General features: G+C 68.4%; 14 protein-coding genes, 1 tRNA gene and 4 pseudogenes. 11 read left to right on the top strand and 8 right to left on the bottom strand.

Going from position 1 to position 16,311, the window contains the following annotated elements:
- Positions 1-107: 107 nt before the first annotated feature.
- Both V7E05_RS00145 and V7E05_RS00150 read left to right on the top strand, forming a co-directional pair.
- Positions 108-180, top strand: a tRNA-Ala gene (locus V7E05_RS00145).
- 88 nt (positions 181-268) lie between these two features.
- Entirely contained in the window at positions 269-667 is a 399-nt protein-coding gene (locus tag V7E05_RS00150) for a hypothetical protein (protein ID WP_333617655.1), read from the top strand.
- Between the two features lie 68 nt (positions 668-735).
- On the opposite strand, the pseudogene V7E05_RS14240 reads toward V7E05_RS00150, so the two are convergent.
- The 4 genes and pseudogenes from V7E05_RS14240 to V7E05_RS00170 all read right to left on the bottom strand — a co-directional run.
- Positions 736-906, bottom strand: a pseudogene (locus V7E05_RS14240) (recombinase family protein); the annotation flags it as partial.
- Between the two features lie 12 nt (positions 907-918).
- A pseudogene (locus V7E05_RS00160) lies at positions 919-1,679 on the bottom strand (transposase).
- A 284-nt stretch (positions 1,680-1,963) separates the two neighbouring features.
- Positions 1,964-2,167 carry a hypothetical protein gene (locus tag V7E05_RS00165; RefSeq protein WP_333617658.1) on the bottom strand — a complete coding sequence of 68 codons (204 nt, stop codon included), beginning with the start codon at positions 2,165-2,167 and terminating at the stop codon, positions 1,964-1,966.
- A 48-nt stretch (positions 2,168-2,215) separates the two neighbouring features.
- Positions 2,216-3,373, bottom strand: coding sequence for an MFS transporter (locus V7E05_RS00170; RefSeq protein WP_333617659.1), 1,158 nt, complete (start codon positions 3,371-3,373; stop codon positions 2,216-2,218).
- 227 nt (positions 3,374-3,600) lie between these two features.
- Here V7E05_RS00170 and V7E05_RS00175 point away from each other — a divergent pair, with 227 nt between their 5' ends.
- From V7E05_RS00175 to V7E05_RS00200, 6 genes and pseudogenes are all read left to right on the top strand, one after another.
- Complete coding sequence (locus V7E05_RS00175) at positions 3,601-4,317, top strand: SDR family oxidoreductase (protein ID WP_333617660.1); 717 nt, start codon at positions 3,601-3,603, stop codon at positions 4,315-4,317.
- The gene (locus V7E05_RS00180; protein ID WP_333617661.1) at positions 4,314-4,757 is read left to right on the top strand and encodes a MarR family winged helix-turn-helix transcriptional regulator; all 444 of its coding nucleotides are present in this window, start codon (positions 4,314-4,316) and stop codon (positions 4,755-4,757) included. Before V7E05_RS00175 ends, V7E05_RS00180 begins: the two co-directional genes overlap by 4 nt.
- A 192-nt stretch (positions 4,758-4,949) precedes the next feature.
- A pseudogene (locus V7E05_RS00185) lies at positions 4,950-5,063 on the top strand (nucleotidyltransferase family protein); the annotation flags it as partial.
- Between the two features lie 52 nt (positions 5,064-5,115).
- Positions 5,116-5,818 (top strand): annotated as a pseudogene (locus V7E05_RS00190) (magnesium transporter); the annotation flags it as partial.
- A 756-nt stretch (positions 5,819-6,574) separates the two neighbouring features.
- Positions 6,575-6,841: a TM2 domain-containing protein gene (locus V7E05_RS00195; protein ID WP_333617703.1), complete on the top strand. Its 267-nt coding sequence runs from the start codon at positions 6,575-6,577 to the stop codon at positions 6,839-6,841.
- Positions 6,842-6,856: 15 nt separating this feature from the next.
- Positions 6,857-7,861 carry an LLM class oxidoreductase gene (locus tag V7E05_RS00200; RefSeq protein ID WP_333617662.1) on the top strand — a complete coding sequence of 335 codons (1,005 nt, stop codon included), beginning with the start codon at positions 6,857-6,859 and terminating at the stop codon, positions 7,859-7,861.
- Positions 7,862-7,867: 6 nt separating this feature from the next.
- On the opposite strand, the gene V7E05_RS00205 is transcribed toward V7E05_RS00200, so the two are convergent.
- From V7E05_RS00205 to V7E05_RS00220, 4 genes are all read right to left on the bottom strand, one after another.
- Positions 7,868-8,524, bottom strand: coding sequence for a DNA-3-methyladenine glycosylase I (locus V7E05_RS00205; protein WP_333617663.1), 657 nt, complete (start codon positions 8,522-8,524; stop codon positions 7,868-7,870).
- Between the two features lie 122 nt (positions 8,525-8,646).
- Positions 8,647-9,270, bottom strand: a complete 624-nt coding sequence (locus V7E05_RS00210) for an alpha-ketoglutarate-dependent dioxygenase AlkB family protein (RefSeq protein WP_333617704.1) — start codon at positions 9,268-9,270, stop codon at positions 8,647-8,649.
- 95 nt (positions 9,271-9,365) lie between these two features.
- On the bottom strand, positions 9,366-9,956 hold the full coding sequence (locus tag V7E05_RS00215) for a methylated-DNA--[protein]-cysteine S-methyltransferase (protein ID WP_333617664.1): 591 nt from the start codon (positions 9,954-9,956) through the stop codon (positions 9,366-9,368).
- 313 nt (positions 9,957-10,269) lie between these two features.
- Positions 10,270-10,914 (bottom strand): sugar O-acetyltransferase, encoded by a 645-nt coding sequence (locus V7E05_RS00220; protein ID WP_333617665.1) that lies wholly within the window; start codon positions 10,912-10,914, stop codon positions 10,270-10,272.
- A 327-nt stretch (positions 10,915-11,241) separates the two neighbouring features.
- Between V7E05_RS00220 and V7E05_RS00225 the strand changes: the two genes are divergently transcribed.
- From V7E05_RS00225 to V7E05_RS00235, 3 genes are all read left to right on the top strand, one after another.
- Positions 11,242-12,639, top strand: a complete 1,398-nt coding sequence (locus tag V7E05_RS00225) for an alpha/beta hydrolase (protein WP_333617666.1) — start codon at positions 11,242-11,244, stop codon at positions 12,637-12,639.
- On the top strand, positions 12,609-15,275 hold the full coding sequence (locus V7E05_RS00230) for a bifunctional lysylphosphatidylglycerol flippase/synthetase MprF (RefSeq protein ID WP_333617667.1): 2,667 nt from the start codon (positions 12,609-12,611) through the stop codon (positions 15,273-15,275). The genes V7E05_RS00225 and V7E05_RS00230 overlap by 31 nt, the downstream gene beginning before the upstream one ends.
- Before the next feature lie 139 nt (positions 15,276-15,414).
- Positions 15,415-16,308: an SDR family oxidoreductase gene (locus tag V7E05_RS00235; protein WP_333617668.1), complete on the top strand. Its 894-nt coding sequence runs from the start codon at positions 15,415-15,417 to the stop codon at positions 16,306-16,308.
- The last annotated feature ends 3 nt before the right edge of the window (positions 16,309-16,311 follow it).

Below are 16,311 nucleotides of genomic sequence, written 5' to 3' on the forward strand. Positions count from 1 at the left end.
CCGGCGGGTCGGGGCGGATTTCCCGCCCCAAAGCCGGGCTGTTAGTATTGACCACGCTGCTCCGGAAAGTGAGCCGAGAAATCGGTTCGGAGTCCGAGCAGCGGTCAGGGGCTATAGCGCAGTTGGTAGCGCGTCTCGTTCGCATCGAGAAGGTCAGGGGTTCGATTCCCCTTAGCTCCACGTAAGTAGAGAAAATCGAAACTTGCCCCGCCTGATGGTGGGGCAGTTTTGTTTCTGCGGTGACTTGCGCCGAGGCGTCGATGTTGGTGTGGGCGATGATGCTGGCGGTGGTCTTGTCGGGTGTGTAGGTGGCGTTTTCTTCGTCGTCGATGGTGATGAGGGTGAACAGGGCGCGGTTGAGGATGCGTCGTTCGGCTTCGAGCTTGTCGCGCTGGGCGGTCAGGAGCTTGCGTTCGTCCTCGCTGGATCCTTCGAGCTGGTCGAACACGTCGTTGAGGACCTTACGGACGTGCTCAGCCTGGGTAGGGCTCAGGGAGTTGCGCTGGTAGGTGCGTTCGATCTCGCCTTCGGCGCGTTCGGCGAGGATCGCGGAGCGAGTGCAGTTGGTGGTCTTGCGGCGTCGTCCGGAGCAGGTGAAGTACTCGTAGCGGTCCCCGGTCTTGTCGCGGGGCGTTCGATCATGAGCTTGGCTCCGCAGGCGCAGTAGAGGGTGCCTTTGAGGTAATGGTCGTACTTCTGTGGTCGTTCGCCGCGGGCGTTGTTGGCGTCGAGGTTGGTTTGGACGCGCAGCCAGGTCTCCGCGTCGACGACGGGCTCGAGGGTGCCGTCGTAGGTCACGCCGCGGAAGGTGACGGTGCCCTGGTAGTAGGGGTTGGTCAGGATCTTGTGCAGCCCGGTGGTGGTGACTGGCTTGCCGGGCTGAGAGGGGGTGGGCCGGGTCGTCAGGACCGGGGCGGGTCAGGCGGCGAGGGTCTTGTGGCCTCGGGCTGGGTCGTAGAGCTGGTGGTCGGCCCAGGCGCGCCACAGCATCCGGGTCCATCGGGCGCCGAGACCGCGATAGGCGCGGAAGCGGCCCTGGTTACGGGCGCGGGCGCTCTCGTAGATGGTCTTCGACCAGTCGTACTCACGGGCTGCTACGGTCATCCAGAAGTCGATCGCGTGGCGCATCCGCTTGTTCGCGGCGTACCGGCACCGCACTTGGTGGGTGCGCCCGGACGCGCGGGTCACGGGCGCGAGGCCGGTATCGGCGAGCAGCGCGGCTGCGTTGGGTACCGGGCACGATCGTCTCCCATCTCGGCGATGAAGGTGGCGGCGATGACAGGCCCGATGCCGGGGAAGCTGAGGAACAGGGCCCCGTCCGGGTGCGCGGACACGGCGTCGGTGATCAGCGCGTCGTAGCTGCGCAGCTGCCGGTTGAGCAGGTCGGCCATCGCCAGCGTTGCGACTTGCTGGCCAGCCTTCGTGCCCGAGGAAGCGTTCAGCAGGTGCGGGCGAAGCCGTTCCACCAGGACCGCGGGATCGGTACGTCCGGAGTAGCCGTGCCGGCGGCAGAACCTGGCCATCCGCTCGAGACCGACCCGTCGCGCGGCGTCGGGATTCGGGTAGTCACGTAGGAACGCGAGGGTGATGTCGCGGTCCAACGAGGAGAACAGGTGCAGCGGCGCCGGGTGATACGCCTCGAGCACGGCACGCAGCCGGGACTCGACCATGCGTTGCATGTGCGTGATCCGCACCTGCACCCGCGGGCACGACCGCCGAAGACGCGGCCTCAAACACCTCCTGGCCAGGCTCGACCGTCCTACGCTGTATACGCTGCGCGCCCATGGCTCGCAGCCTCCTTCCTGCCCGCTAACACGGGCTGTCCAGCAGGAGTCATTTACATAAAGTTCCGGACAGACCCACCCGGGCTCGTGTGTCTGGTAGTTGATCCGAACGCTCGTCGCATTGGGTCCGCTTCAATACTTGGTGGCCGCCGTAGGGCGGCCACCAGGTGTTGTTTGGATCAGGGCTCGGGTGTGTTCCGGTGGGTCACGCCGCGGGTGAGGCCGAGCTGGCCGGCGCGGTCCGTCGTGACGCGGCCGCGGGGGGCTCCGCGGTAGTCCCTCTCGTCGAGGACGATGGCCTGTCGCTGCATGTACAGCGCCTGCCGGGTGCTCATGTAGGAGAGCACGAAGCATCGGAGGGTCGTGGCGGTGAGGCGGTACATGGGGTTCTCCTGAGTGGAGATGGGATGGGTACGAGGAGGGGATGCAGCTCAGTCAGCCAGCGCAAGGTCACGATCGCCGGCGGCAGTCATGCTGGTGGTGGATGTGGCGGCTTGTTGGCGGGCAATGGCCACGGAGATGATCGCGAGGACCAGTCCGCCCAGGCTCATCAGGGCGCCGACCCAACTGGCGGAGGTGAGGCCGAGACCATGGGCGATCGCGCCACCGGCGAGCCAGGCCGCCACGGCGTTGCCGAAGTTGAAGGCGCCGATGTTCACCGCGGAGGCGAGGGTCGGGGCGTGTGAAGCGCGCTGGAGCACGACGGTCTGCAGGGGCGGGATGGTGGCCATGCCGAGCAGGCCGAGGAAGAACACGGTGACCACGGCCAGCACCGGAACGTGGGCGGTCACAACGAACGCCGCCAAGGCGACGACCAGCGCCGCGAGACTGGCGATCACGGTGGGCATCAGTGCTCGGTCGGCCATCTTGCCGCCCAGCCAGTTGCCGATGAACATGCCCAGACCGAGCACCACGAGGATGGGGGTCATGGCGGACTCCCCGAAGCCGGCCACCTGAGTCATGATCGGTGCCAGGTAGGTGAGGGCGGCGAAGACGCCACCGAAACCGAGCAGCGTCATGGCCAGGGCAAGCACCACCTGGACATTGCCGAGGGCCTTGAACTCGGTGCCCAGGCGCACGCCCTGCGGGGCCGGTAGGTGCGGGACGAGCCAAGTGATTGCGGCGACGGTCACGACCCCTAGCACGGCGATGGCGGCAAATGTGGCGCGCCAACCGGCGGCAGAACCCAGCCACGTCCCCAACGGAACACCCACCAGGTTCGAGACGGCAAGCCCGCTGAACATGAACGCGACGGCCTTGCTCCGCCCCTTCGGCCCCGCCAGCTCGGCGGCGACCACCGAGCCGATCCCGAAGAAGGATCCGTGCGTGAACGAGGTGATCACGCGCCCGACAAGCAGCGTGGCGAAGCTGGGGGCGAGGGCCGCGACCACATTGCCAATCGTGAAGATCGCCATGAGCAGTGCGAGACTACGGTTGCGCGACATGCGAACGGTGGCCATCGTCATCAGTGGCGCGCCGACCAGCACGCCCGCGGCATAGGACGACACCACCCAGCCCGCCCCGGGAATTGAGACCGCGAAGTTCGCCGCCACCTGCGGCAACAGCCCGACGGGGACGAACTCGGTCACGCCCACACCGAAGACACCAAGGCGAGTGCCCACAGCGTGAAGCGATCAGAGGATTTGATTGCAGACGCGTTATATCGGCGCATGCAGTTGACGATAGGCCGATGACAAATCCATTGCAAACGCCGTCTGTTTTGATGCGACACTTCACGCGCCAGCATTCGAGGGCTAGGCTGGTGGCATCTGGGGCGAAGTCCCCATCGCCGATGGAACACAGGAGGAATGGAGACATGGACACCGCACGACTCACCGGCCAGCGTGTGCTGATCGTCGGAGGCGCACGTGACCTCGGTTTGGCTATCGCCCGTCGCGTCAGCGACGCCGGGGCCACCGCCCTGGTCGGAGCACGCTCGATCGAACATGCCCGAGAGGCCGCCGCCACCATCCCCGGCGCCGAGGCAGTGCAGGTCGACGTGACCGACGAGACGTCCATCACCCGGGCCTTGGCCCAGGTGGGCGACATCGATCACATCGTGGTGCTCGCTTCGGCTCACCACAACGTCCCCGTCACGGAGTTCACCGCGGAGGGGCTCGCCGGAGCCGTCGCCGCAAAAGTGACCGGGCCGCTGCTGCTCGCCAAGCACGCCGCCACGGTGCTTCCGCCCACCGGTTCGCTCGTCCTGATCTCGGGTGTTGCCGCCTGGACCCCGACACCGGGATACGCGGTGATGGGCATCACCAACGGGGCAGTCTCCTTCGCTGCCTCTCACCTGGCCCGCGAGATGGCGCCGATCCGCGTCAACGCGGTGTCGCCGGGCATCATCGACTCCGGCAGCTGGGACCAGATGGATGACAAACAGGGCTTCCTCGCGGGCGCCGCCGCCGGCACTCTGGTGGGGCGCCACGGCGAATCCGACGACATCACCGAAGCGGTGGTCTGGCTGCTGGGTGCTGGTTTCGTCACCGGCGAGACCGTCCACGTCGACGGTGGGGCGCGGTTCGCATGAGCGAGGTGGTGAACGGCGAGACCTCGCTGGCCCAGCGCTGGTGCGCCTTGCAACTGCTCCACGACCGCATCGCCAGTGACGTGGAGAAGGTGCTGCAACCACGCCACGGAATCAGCGTGCGCGAATTCTCGCTGCTGGAGGTGCTCGAACGCCAGCACGATGGTGAGGGCGGCCATCTGAAGATGCAGGAGCTGGCCCGCTCCGTCGCCCTGAGCCAGAGCGCCACCACCCGGCTGGTCTCACGCCTGGAGGAGCGCGGCCTTCTCACGCGCTACATCTGCCCCACCGACCGCCGCGGGATCTACACCGAGGTGACCGACAAGGGGCGCGCCCTGCTCGAACGAGCTCGGCCGTCCAACCAGGAGTCCCTCAATCATGCCCTGGACGCCCTCGCGGACGAGGAGGAATTCGCATCTTTGGTGCAAGCGCTTCGATCCTGATTCCGCGCGATTGGGAGGGTGCGAACGCACTCAACTGCCGCGGGGAGGCTGGGGTTGCGCTCGTGGCGTCGCCGACGCGGTGGGGGTCGATGAACCATGAAGGGCGGGGTGAACCAACCCGCGTCGTCCCTGGAGGTCGGTACCATTGCGGCCGCTGCCGCTGATCCCGTCTGCGCTGCGATCCTCGACCGAATGCCTCACCTCGGGCTCTCGGAATGGTGGATCACTGCAGGCTCCGTCGTCCAGAACGTGTGGAACGCCGTCGAGGGGCATGCTCCGGGGTATGGGATCAAGGACTTCGACGTCTTCTACTTCGACGACACCGACCTGTCCTGGGAGGCCGTGGATGCCGTGACCCGCCGAGCAGGTCGCCCGCCGCGTCCTCGACTCCGGCGATCTCCTGTTCCCCGTCGTCGACACGGAGAAGCGACTCGTCGGCGTTTTTCCCATCGGCGATGCTGCGGGTCTCGACAAGCGCGATGGACGAGGATTCCGCCAGAGCGGGCGGTTCCGAACCCCTCCGTCGCCCCTACTTGTTGACGCCGGTCTTCCGCATCGCCCGTGCCCGCGTCGTATGGCTCCTCGCCCTCGCCATTTCGGCGGTCCTCACTGTCGAGGTGCTGGAGATCTTCGAGTCGACACTGGATCAAGTCGTTGCCCTCGCGCTCTTCATCCCTCTGCTCACGGGAATCGGGGGGAACACGGGTTCTCGGGCGGCGACGACGGTCACGAGGGCCCTGTCCCTCGGAAACGTCCGAAAGAGGGACTTCGCCGAGGTCGCATTCAAGGAGTTCCGCACGGGCATCGCCCTCGGACTCGCCCTCGGGATCATCGCGTTCTGCGTCGCTTCACTCGTCTACGGCGTCGATATCAGGCTGGTCATCGGGATCACGATTATTGCCAATTGTCCGATCGCCGCGACGATGGGTGGCCTCATTCCGCTCGTGGCCCAAGCGTGCAAGGTCGACCCGGCCGTTTTCTCCACGCCGTTCATCTCCACGTTCTGCGATGCCACCGGCCTACTCCTGTGCTTCTCGGTCGCAATCACGATCCTCGGATTGCTAGGGAGCCGCGGCTATGCAACCGGGCCACGGAATCCCCACGGCCTCGGGGTAGGGAATGGCAGGAAATCAGGGTTGGCCCCGATTCGCGGTCGCTCGCCGGCGGCTAACGTTGAGCGCAGGTCAACACAGACAGCGCGACGCGAGCACACGATTTGCGGAACAAATCGGCCGTCGACGATCTCCGAGGAGCGTTGCTCTCATAGGGTCGCAAGGACGAGCTCGACGATCGCCGTTCGCATACGAATGCAGCACGCCGACAGCGGATACACACAGAAGGAGGGGCTCATGACAACGCCTGGGGAGAACAACGGCGACGCCGGTTTCGGCGGCAGCGGGGACGGCTTCCGCAGCAGCTACAGCCAGTACGGCGGTTCGAGCGCCGCCGATTCCGCATACTCGGGGGCGTACGGCTCCGACTCGAGCGGATCTGCTTCCACCGGGTCGACCGATTCCGGCGCGTTCCCCTCGGGCCCGGCACCCTACGAGTTCCCCGACTCCGGCGTGGGCGCGGATCCCGGTTACGACAACCGCTACGCCTCGGGCAGCGGATACGGGAATCCCGTGCCTCCCGGAGTCGGGCAGGATGCCCCCTTCGTCGAACCCGGACTCGGCTACCAATCGGGCTTCCAGCCGGGTTTCCAGCAGCCTGGTTACTCCCAGGGCTTCCAGCCGGGCTTCGCCCCAGGCGCGGCGCCGATGGGCCAGTATCCGGGTCCTGGCGCGCCGCTAGTCCCGGCCTACGGTTACGCGCCCATGGGCTACCAGCCGAAGTCCTACGCCGGTGCGGCCCTCCTCGCCTTCTTCCTCGGAGGCCTCGGCGTCCACAATTTCTACCTCGGCTACACGGGCAAGGGCGTCGCGCAGCTCATCATCACGATTCTCGGCTTCGTAACCACCATCATCGGAGTCGGGTTCCTCCTCTTGCTCGCGGTCTGGATCTGGGCGTTCATCGAGTTCATCCTCATCCTCTGCCGCTCAGGCTCCTACGGGTACGACAGCAACGGGGTCCCGCTGGTCTAACCGGTCGCCAGCCCCATGTCGGACCCTGAAATCCACACCAGCGATTCGCTTTTCGAGCCATCGGGCCGCCGCCACTCGGATCTGCCCGGGTGGCGGCGGATCTTCGCGCCCGGACGCCTCACGCTCGGGCTGTTCTTTCCCATCGAGGCGTATAGCGGAGACACCCCGAGCATGACCGGCCAAGTCGAGCTGGCCCGCGCGGCAGAGGACGGTGGCTTCGGCTCGCTCTTCGTGCGCGACATCCCTCTCCGCGACCCAGACTTCGGTGACGTCGGGCAGGTCTACGACCCGTGGACGTACCTGGGCTACATCGCAGGGCAGACAAGGAACATCGCCCTGGGGACCGGCTCCCTCGTGGTCCCGTTCCAGAACCCCCTTCTCCTCGCGAAATCGGCCGCGAGCATCGATCGCCTCAGCGGCGGTCGCTTCGTCATGGGTGTCGCCTCCGGCGACCGGCCGCGAGAATTCGCCGGCTTCGGCCAGCAGACCGAGGACCGGGGCGCGATCTTCCGGGAACACGTGCGCGTCATGCGGCACGCCCACGCCACGAGTTTCCGCCCAACGCGCTGGCCCGGCGGCGCCCTGATGGGCGGAGACGTGGTTCCCAAGCCGCTCGCAGCCGAGATCCCGCTGCTCGTGACGGGCACGAGCCAGCAAGATTTCTCGTGGATCGCGAAGAACGCCCACGGCTGGCTCACGTACCCGCGCGGGCTGCGCGAGCAGCGATTCAAAATCGAGCTGTGGCGGGAGGCTGTCCGAGAGCACGCTCCGGAGGCCGGCGAAAAACCCTTCGCGCAATCCCTGCCGCTCGACCTCCTCGCCGATCCCGACGCCCCGCCGGTACCCATGCGCTTCGGCTGGCGCCTCGGCCGGAACCGGTTGATCGAGTTGCTCGGCACGCTCCAGAGCATCGGGGTCGGGCACGTGATCCTCGGGCTCAAGCCCTCCTCGCGCCCCGCGGACGAGGTGCTCGCCGAACTCGCCGAGCACGTCCTCCCGCATTTCCCGTCGCTGTGCTGAGAGCAGCTACGCCGACTCCGGCCACACCCCCGAACTGCCGCGGCGGTGCGAACCCACGAGGTGCGTATCGACGATCCCGATGGCTTCCATCAGCGCGAACATCGTGGTCGGGCCGACGAAGCGGAAACCCCTGGCCCGCAAAGCCTTGGCGAGCTCCTCGGACTCCGGAGATGTAGTGGGAACGTCCTCGAACGTGAGTGGGCGGGGCGTCTCCGCGGGCTGGAAGGACCACACGAACTCGGCGAGTCCACCCTCGGCGCGCAGGTCGAGCGTCGCCTTCGCGCCGCGGATGGCGGCGTTGATTTTCGCGCGGTTCCGGACGATCCCCGCGTCGCCCATGAGCCGTTCGACATCGGCTTCAGTGAACGCGGCGACCGTCTCGGGATCGAAGTCCGCGAACGCTGCGCGGAAGGCCGGACGCTTGCGGAGGATCGTCGCCCAGGACAGCCCGGACTGGAAGCCCTCGAGGGTGATTCGTTCGTAGATGCCCTGCTCGTCGCGGACCGGTAGGCCCCATTCGGTGTCGTAGTACTCGCGCATGAGCGCGCTGGATTCGGCCCAGGTCGGCCGGCGGAGCCCATCCTCGCCGGTGACGAGTGGAGCGGCGTCGCCGGAGTCGGTAGCGGTAGCGGTCGCGGTGTCGGTGGGGTCTTCGGCAGCCATGGTCGTCCTCGTGTTCGCTGTAGCGCTCTATTGTTCTGTGATCGTTCGCTATTCGAGAAATTCGGTGCGGCACCGGGACAGATGGCGGAGGCGGTGGTCTTGGTTGATGCCCTCGGGGCGGCTCAGTCCTGCATGCCCGTAACCCGGAGGGTGATGTTGAGGCGGCCCTCCGCGAGGCCGCAGCCCTCGGGCGCGGTGCCTGCATGGATCTTCGGCACCCCGTGGAAGGCGCGGCGCGAGGAGCCGCCGAAGACCACGAGGTCCCCGGAGGCGAGCGCGATATCGGTGTAGGGGCGGCCCCGCGATTCCGGGGTGCCGAAGCGGAAGGTGCAGGTATCGCCGATCGAGAGCGAGACGATGGGGGCGGAGGACTTCTCCTCGCCGTCCTGGTGCATTCCCATCGTGGCCGTGGGCGAATAGAAGTTGACCAGCGCGGCGTCGGGCGCATGGCGGCGCCCCGCGGCCGGGTCGCCCGAGGCCGCGGCGACCGCGCGCCTGCCGATCTCGAGGAGCCACTCGGGAACGGGGAGAACGCGCCGGCCGTTGACGTTTCCCGCGATGCGGCTGTAGCCGTACGGGTACCAATGCCAGCCTAGGGAGAGCGACGAGACGCTCATCCTGCCGCTGCCGATTTGCGCCGAGTGATACGGGACCGGGCCGCGGCCGAGCTCCCTGCATTCCCGGACGATTCGCTCCTGCTCGGTGAGCGGGAGGAAGTCGGGGATCCAGTGGGCGCCGGGGGCGATCTCGCGGCGCGCCCGAGGGACGGCCTCGCGCCCGAAGAGTTCCCCGGTGCGGGGCGATGGCCCGGTGGGAGGCCTGGAATTCGACACTGCGCCTCCTAGAAGAGCCTGCCGGCGACCTCCGCCGGTGGCTCTTCGATGGCGAGGAGCCGGCGCTTGCGCTCGAGTCCGCCGGCGTATCCCGTGAGCTCCCCGCCGGAGCCGACGACGCGGTGACACGGGATGACGATGGACACGGGGTTGTGCCCGACGCATTGGCCGACCCGCTGGGCGAGGCTCCGGTTCCCGAGCTGTTCCGCGATGTCCCCATAGCTCCGGGTCGCGCCGCACGGGATCTCGGTGAGGATGCGCCACACCGATTCGGAGAACGCGTCTCCGCGCGCGGCGACGGGGACCGTGAACTCCGTGAGCCGGCTCGCGAAGTACTCGCCGAGCTCGGCCGCCGCCGCGGCGAATACGGGGTCCGAGGGAGCGGAGACCTGCGGGCCGAGCTCGCCGATGTCCGGGGCGTATTTGTGAGGCGAGAAGAACAGCCCGCACAGAGCGGGACCTTCCGCGGCAACGAGCAGGTCCCCGAGCGGGGACGGAACGAAGGCGTGGCGCCGATCGGTGCCCGGCGAACCGCGGCGATCACCACACCCGGCGTCCACCTCCATCTCCACCACCGAGCTCGAGTCCACCGTCCTCACACACCTTTCCCTCTCATCCATCTCCACACCCCCCGTTCGATCTGCGGCACACGCTACGGGACCTCCCGGACATTCTGGGTCCGCTGCGGAGGCTCGGGCCGCCGCTGTGGACCGCCGAGCGCGCCGTGCCGGGTCGGGGCGAGCCCGGGGCATGGCGCCCGAATCACTCGAATCACTCGAATCACCCGAAACGCCCGAATCACCCGAAACGCCCGAGACACCCGAAACGCCCGAAATCCCCGTACGTCGTGCAGTCGCCCGCCACGGGCGAAACGTGAGCTTCGCGTATTCAGGTTCCATATCGGCTCGCCTTCTACCGCTCGCCGGGCAGCTCCGAAGGATCGAGCACATCCTCGGAAAGAGGTCGAACCACCCGGGCCGGAACGCCCGCGGCGAACACCCCTGCGGGGACGTCGCGGGTCACCACGGAACCCGAGCCGATCACCGAGCCCGCGCCGATCCGGACGCCGGGATTGACCACGACCCCGCCGCCGAGCCACACGTTCTCCTCGAGCACGATCGGCAGCGCCCGCTCGAAGCCGGCACGGCGGCTCGTTACGTCGTCCATCGGGTGGATCGGGGTGAGGAGCTGGCAGCGCGGGCCGATGAGTACCCCATCTCCGATGTGGATCTCCGCGCAGTCGAGGGCAACGAGCTCGTAGTTGACGAACACGTCCCGGCCCACGTGGATGTTGCACCCGTAGTCGACGCGGAGGCCGGCGGAGATCTGTGCGCCCTCGCCGAGGGAGCCGAGGAGTTCGCGCAGTGCTGCGTCTCGCTCATGCTCCCGTCCCGCGGTGCCGCACGCCTCTACGCGAGCGAGCGCCTCTGCCGCCCGTCCGCGCGCGGCGACGAGCTCGGGGGAGACGGGGTGATACCACCGGCCGCCGAGCATCCGTTTCCAAGCGTCGTTTTCCGATTCCTCGCGCGGAAGTCCCACGGCGACCTCCCAAGTCACTCATCGATGCCGTGCGCGGGCTCCACACATGCGACCGCGCACCCTCGATCGTGCCCGACCGTGGCCGCGCGCGCAGCCCGGCGCGGCCCACCGAATCTCGGCACACAGGTTCGATACACGAAACTCCCGGACGACCCGGGCGGACTCCCAGCGCGCCCACAGGTACGTGCTCTACGTTGATCCGGTGCAGACACACGTCCATGAGTTTTCCGGCGCGGCCAGGGCGCGAGCGCTCCCGGCGCCGGTGGGAGCCACCCGTGGCTACTCGGCTGCCACCGCCGGCGACGCCCGACGAGAGACCGTCTCACGACGCGAAGGGGAGAAGCCGTGAGTGGTTTCAAGACCTGGATGACGACGGTGCAGCTCAATGGCCTGACACCCGCGTGGGTGTCGGGCGTGGTCATGGCTGTCGCCGCGCTGATCCTCGTTTCCCTGGCGACCGTTCTTCGCGCCCGCCACCGGCCGGGTCCGGCCACCGCTCCGACCGCCACGAGGTCCTGGCTCCGGGTCCTCGCCTCGCTCCTCGTCGCGGCAGCGGTGATCCTCATCGCGAAGGTCCTCATCGAGGACGTGTGGAAGCCCTTCCCCGACCCGGTCCCGTGGCCGACGTGGGCGATGATCTACGCGACCGTCGCGGCGATCGCGGTCGCCGTGCCCGCGATGGGCAGGCGGCGCGGCAGGGGAATCGGCCGCCGGATCGGGCGGGGCGTGGTGGTCGTGGCGTCCGTCGTCATGATGCTCGGTGGGACCCTGACCCAGATCAACCTGCAATATTCCGCCTTCCCCAACCTGGGCGGGATCTTCGGCATCGAGGGCTACGCGAGCGAGCCCGCGCAGGAGGCGCTGGTCAAGCGCGAGAACACCGTGGCGCTCGGGGCGGGGCAGACCTTCGAGAACCTCGTGCCGACCGACTGGACGGCGCCCGGGGGAGGCCGGCCGAGCCGCGGTGTCGTGACCCAGGTCGATATCCCCGCGACGGCATCCGGATTCCGCGCGCGCCCGGCGGAGGTATACCTGCCGCCCGCGTACTTCGCGAGCACCAGGCCGGAGTTGCCCGTCGTGGTGATGATGGCCGGAATCCCCGGCGGGCCCGACGACTGGACGAACTCGGTGCAGATGCCGCAGGTGCTGGACGGGTTCGCGGCCGCGCACAACGGCGTCGCGCCAATCGTCGTGGTCGCCGATCCCACGGGCGAGCGGCTCGGCAACACCCTGTGCGTGGATTCCCCGCGCGGCAATGCCGATACCTACCTCGCCACCGACGTGCCCAACTGGATCGAGGGGAACCTCCAGGCGTCTGAGGACAAGAGCAACTGGATGATCGGCGGCCTCTCCTTCGGCGCCACCTGCTCGGTGCAGCTCTCGCTCGCACACCCTGCCCTGTACCCGAACTTCCTCGCGCTCTCCCCGCAGGTCGAGCCGACGATCGGGACCCGACAGGAGACGCTCGACGCGTTCTTCGCAGGCGACCCAGCAGCCTTCGCTGCGCACAATCCGATCGATATCATGGCCAAGACGCAGTTCCCCACACTGCGCGGGGCGTTCGCAGTCGGCACAGAGGACCAGGAGTTCCGGCCGGGAACGGAGACGCTCGCGGCCGCGGCCGAGAAGGCCGGTATCGATACTCAGCTCAAGGAAGTTCCCGGAGGCCACAACTTCGCGCTGTGGCATCGTTCGCTCGAGGAGTACTTGCCATGGCTCGCACAGACGCTGAGGTTGGCGTGAGGTCCCGGATCGCCGGCGCCCCGGTGAGCGCCGTCGCGGCCGTAGCCCTGATCATCGCGCACCTCGCCCGGCTCCACATCCCGGGCTTCACCACGGTGAATGTCGCGGAGTTCCTCCTCGCGCTCATCGGCGTCGCAGCGCTCGGGAAGTTCCTCGAGCCGCGGCTCGGCTGGCGTCGAACCCTCGTCGTCATCGTGCTCTCCGCTGTCGGTGCCGCGGCGTTCGGCGCGCTCGTGACCTGGGGGCTCGATCTTCTCGGGAGCCACGTCGGCTGGCACCACCTCGAGTGGGACCGCTCGCGCGGGTACGTGCGCGGCGGTGCCGAACACCGGCCGTCGTGGACTGAATCCTCGCCTTTCCCATGGCTCGTCGCCGTGCTCCTCGCGAGCAGCGGCTGGATGTCGACGCTGTGGAAGCGCCGTGTGCGCATCGCGGTGTTCGGCGCGTGCACCACGGCCGTCCTCTACTTCGGCCACGAGTCCAATGCCGAGCTGTTCGCCGCGGCGCTCATCGGCCTGGTGCTCGGGCCCGATGTGACGGGCGGTCCCGGCGGCCCCGGCTTCCGCGGTACGCGCGCCGCCACCATGCGGGAGCGCCGCAACCTCGTCGCCCTCCTCGTGAGCATCGCCGCGCTCGGCCCGCTGCTCGCGCACCTACTGCCCGGAGCGGACGGGCTGCTCAGCCCCATTGCGGGCCTCCTCGACCGTTCGCAGTTCTCGCCGTCCGAGGTCGCCGAGATCTGCGAAAACGCAGCCGACGGGCAGCGGTGCCTCTACGCGTCCGAGCGACTCCGCGTCGGCGGCGTCGGCCCGCTCGCAATGTCCCTGCTCCCCACCTTCGGTGTCCTCGTGTTCGCCCCGGCGCTGCGCCGCGGCCGGCGCGCCGCGTGGATCGTTGTGTGCGCGGTGTTCGCGGTGTGGTTCGCCGCGGCGGTCGCGCAGATCGTCGCGTTCGGGGTCAACGGGGAGGAGAGCGTCGGTGCCTACCTGTGGACCGTCTGCTCGATCCTTCCGCTGCTCGTGGCGCTCGTTGTGCTCTTCCGCGCGCGGCGACTGTTCCGGATCACCGTGCCGAGGTCCGCAGGCCGCGTCGCGGGCGTGCGGCTCCTCGCCGCGTTTGCCGCGGGCTGGATCGCTTACGTCGGCCTCTCGCTCGCAGTGGGTTCCGGCTTCGCCACGCGGCCCGGCTTCCTCGCGCTCGTCGTCGATTTCCCACGGCGCCTCCTGCCGCCGCGCTTCCTTGGCGCCTTCGACCTCCGCGCCGCGAGCGCCTCGGCCTCCGATCCGTTCCCCACCACGCCGCTTCCCGTGTCCTTCCCGGCGACCTTCGTCATCGAGTGGGTGCCGGTGCTCACCTGGCTCGCCGTGGGGGCGGCGCTCGTCCTCCTGTGCCGCGCGAGGGTGGAGCGACCGGGCGACGGGACCTCCGGCGTCACACGGGCCCTCCTCGAGAACCCCGGTGGGGCGGATCTGTCGTGGATGAGCACGTGGGACGGCAACGCGCACTGGATCGCCCCGGGTGAGCGTTCGGCGGTGGCGTACCGAGACATCGGTGGTGTGTTCCTCACGGTGGGGGAGGCGTTCGGCGAGGCGATCGCCGACGCGGATGCGCGCGCGGAGACCGTCCGCGGGTTCACCGACTTCGCGCTGGCATCGGGCGCGATCCCGTGCTTCTACAGCGTGTCGGAAGACGCGCGCGCCGCGTGCGAGGCGGCGGGCTTCCGCAGCGTCCGGGTCGCCGAGGAGACCGTGATCGAGCTCCCCGAGCTCGAGTTCCGCGGAAAGAAGTTCCAGGACATCCGCACGGCGCTCAATCGTGCGAAGAAGGAGGAGATCGCGGGGCACTGGACCACGTGGTCCGACTGCCCGCTGGCCGTGCGCGAGCAGATCGTCGAGATCTCCGAGTCGTGGGTGTCGGACAAGGGGCTGCCCGAGATGGGGTTCACGCTCGGCGGGATCGAGGAGCTCGACGACCCGGCCGTGCGGCTGCTCATCGCGAGCGATGCGCGCGGGCTCGTCCACGGGGTGACCTCGTGGATGCCCGTGTATCGCGACGGCGAGCTCGTCGGGCTCACCCTCGACTTCATGCGCCGCCGCTCCGAGGGCTTCCGCCCGGTCATGGAATTCCTCATCGCCACGTGCGCCCTCGACGCGAAGGACGAGGGGCTGAGCTTCGTCTCCCTTTCCGCAGCGCCCCTCGCCTCCACCGCGACCGCTGCGAAGGGGGTCATCGCCGATGACGGCGAAGGGGCCGGGACCGACGTCGACCACAGTTCCCTCGACGCCCTCCTGGAGTGGACGGGCCACACCCTCGAACCCGTCTACGGATTCCGCTCGCTGCTGTTCTTCAAGGCGAAGTTCCAGCCGCGCTACGAGCCGCTCTACATGTGTTACGAGGACACGGCATCCCTAGGCGCGATCGGCGCCGCCGTGACCCGCGCGTACCTCGGCGACGTTTCGACGGCAAAGAGCGCGCGGCTCCTCGCGGCGCTCGGCACCGCCGTGCGCGGGCGGCGCTCGGAGAAGGCGGAACAGAAGGCGAAGGAGAAAGGGAAGGAAAAGGAGAAAACCGCCGGGAAAGCAACGGAGGCGCCGGAGAAGGCGGGTGCCAAGACCGTCAAGAAGGCAGCCGAGTAGTCCCGGGCGTTCGCCCCCGTTCCCAGGGGAACCTCACTACCGTGGGTGGGGGCTACCGGGCCGGCCGAGCGGGGTCAACGTTCTCGGCCGGATCGAGCATCCGAATCATCAGCGCAGCGGAAAGGGCACGGTCCCCGGGATGGGCAGAGCACGGATCAAGGACTTCGACGGGCGGATCTGCGTGGTCACCGGCGCGGCCAGCGGGATCGGCCGCGCCGCCGCGATCGAGCTCGCCGGCAAGGGAGCGCGGCTCGCGCTATGCGACCGCAACCCCGATGCCCTCGCCGAGACCGCCCGCGAGTGTGCGGCTCGTGCCGCAAGCGGATCGACGGCCGGAGCCGCCACGAAGTCGTTCGTCCAGGCCTTCGACATCACCTCGACGGAGGCAACCGAAGCGTTCGCTGCGGCAGTGTTCGCCGAGCTGGGGGTCCCCGAGGCCGTCTTCCACGTCGCCGGGATCTCCATCTGGGGCGCGATCGACGTGATGCCGCAGTCGGACTGGGAACGCCTCATCGATATCAATCTCATGGGCACCGTCCGCGTGGTCCGTGCCTTCGTCCCCGCGATGATCTCCGCGGGCCGCCCTGGCGCGCTGGCCATGGTTTCCTCGGCGGCCGGGCTCATCGGTATGCCGTGGCATTCGGCGTACAGCGCCACGAAATTCGGAGTCCGCGGGATCGCGGAGGTCCTCCGCTTCGACCTCGAGTCCAAGCAGATCTCGATCCACGTCGTCACCCCGGGCGCGGTGGATACGCCCCTGGTCAAGAGTCTCGAGATCTCGGGAGTCGACACCTCGGACCCTGCGGTGGCGAAGGCTCAGCAGCAGTTCTCGCGGCACGCGGTGAGCCCGGAACAGGCTGCGGCGAAGATGATCGCCGGCGTCACCAAGGGCAAATACATCATCCAGACCTCGCCGGACATCGCCCTGGCCTTCGCCGCGCAGCGCTATTTCCCGCCGGCGTATTCGCTCGCGATGCGGCTTCTCAACCGCAAGCTCATGCGGGTGGCGCGGGACGCGGGGATCGACGCGTAGGGC

It is taken from the genome of Dietzia sp. (assembly GCF_036741115.1).
Lineage (GTDB): Bacteria > Actinomycetota > Actinomycetes > Mycobacteriales > Mycobacteriaceae > Dietzia.

What these genes read in the sequence shown, in the direction of transcription:
- V7E05_RS00165 (WP_333617658.1), bottom strand. Translation starts at nt 2,167, where the DNA reads ATGTACCGCCTCACCGCCACGACCCTCCGATGCTTCGTGCTCTCCTAC.
- V7E05_RS00205 (WP_333617663.1), bottom strand. Translation starts at nt 8,524, where the DNA reads ATGGCTGCCGAAGACCCCACCGACACCGCGACCGCTACCGCTACCGAC.
- V7E05_RS00195 (WP_333617703.1), top strand. Translation starts at nt 6,575, where the DNA reads ATGGGCTACCAGCCGAAGTCCTACGCCGGTGCGGCCCTCCTCGCCTTC.
- V7E05_RS00200 (WP_333617662.1), top strand. Translation starts at nt 6,857, where the DNA reads ATGTCGGACCCTGAAATCCACACCAGCGATTCGCTTTTCGAGCCATCG.
- V7E05_RS00180 (WP_333617661.1), top strand. Translation starts at nt 4,314, where the DNA reads ATGAGCGAGGTGGTGAACGGCGAGACCTCGCTGGCCCAGCGCTGGTGC.
- V7E05_RS00175 (WP_333617660.1), top strand. Translation starts at nt 3,601, where the DNA reads ATGGACACCGCACGACTCACCGGCCAGCGTGTGCTGATCGTCGGAGGC.
- V7E05_RS00235 (WP_333617668.1), top strand. Translation starts at nt 15,415, where the DNA reads ATGGGCAGAGCACGGATCAAGGACTTCGACGGGCGGATCTGCGTGGTC.
- V7E05_RS00230 (WP_333617667.1), top strand. Translation starts at nt 12,609, where the DNA reads ATGGCTCGCACAGACGCTGAGGTTGGCGTGAGGTCCCGGATCGCCGGC.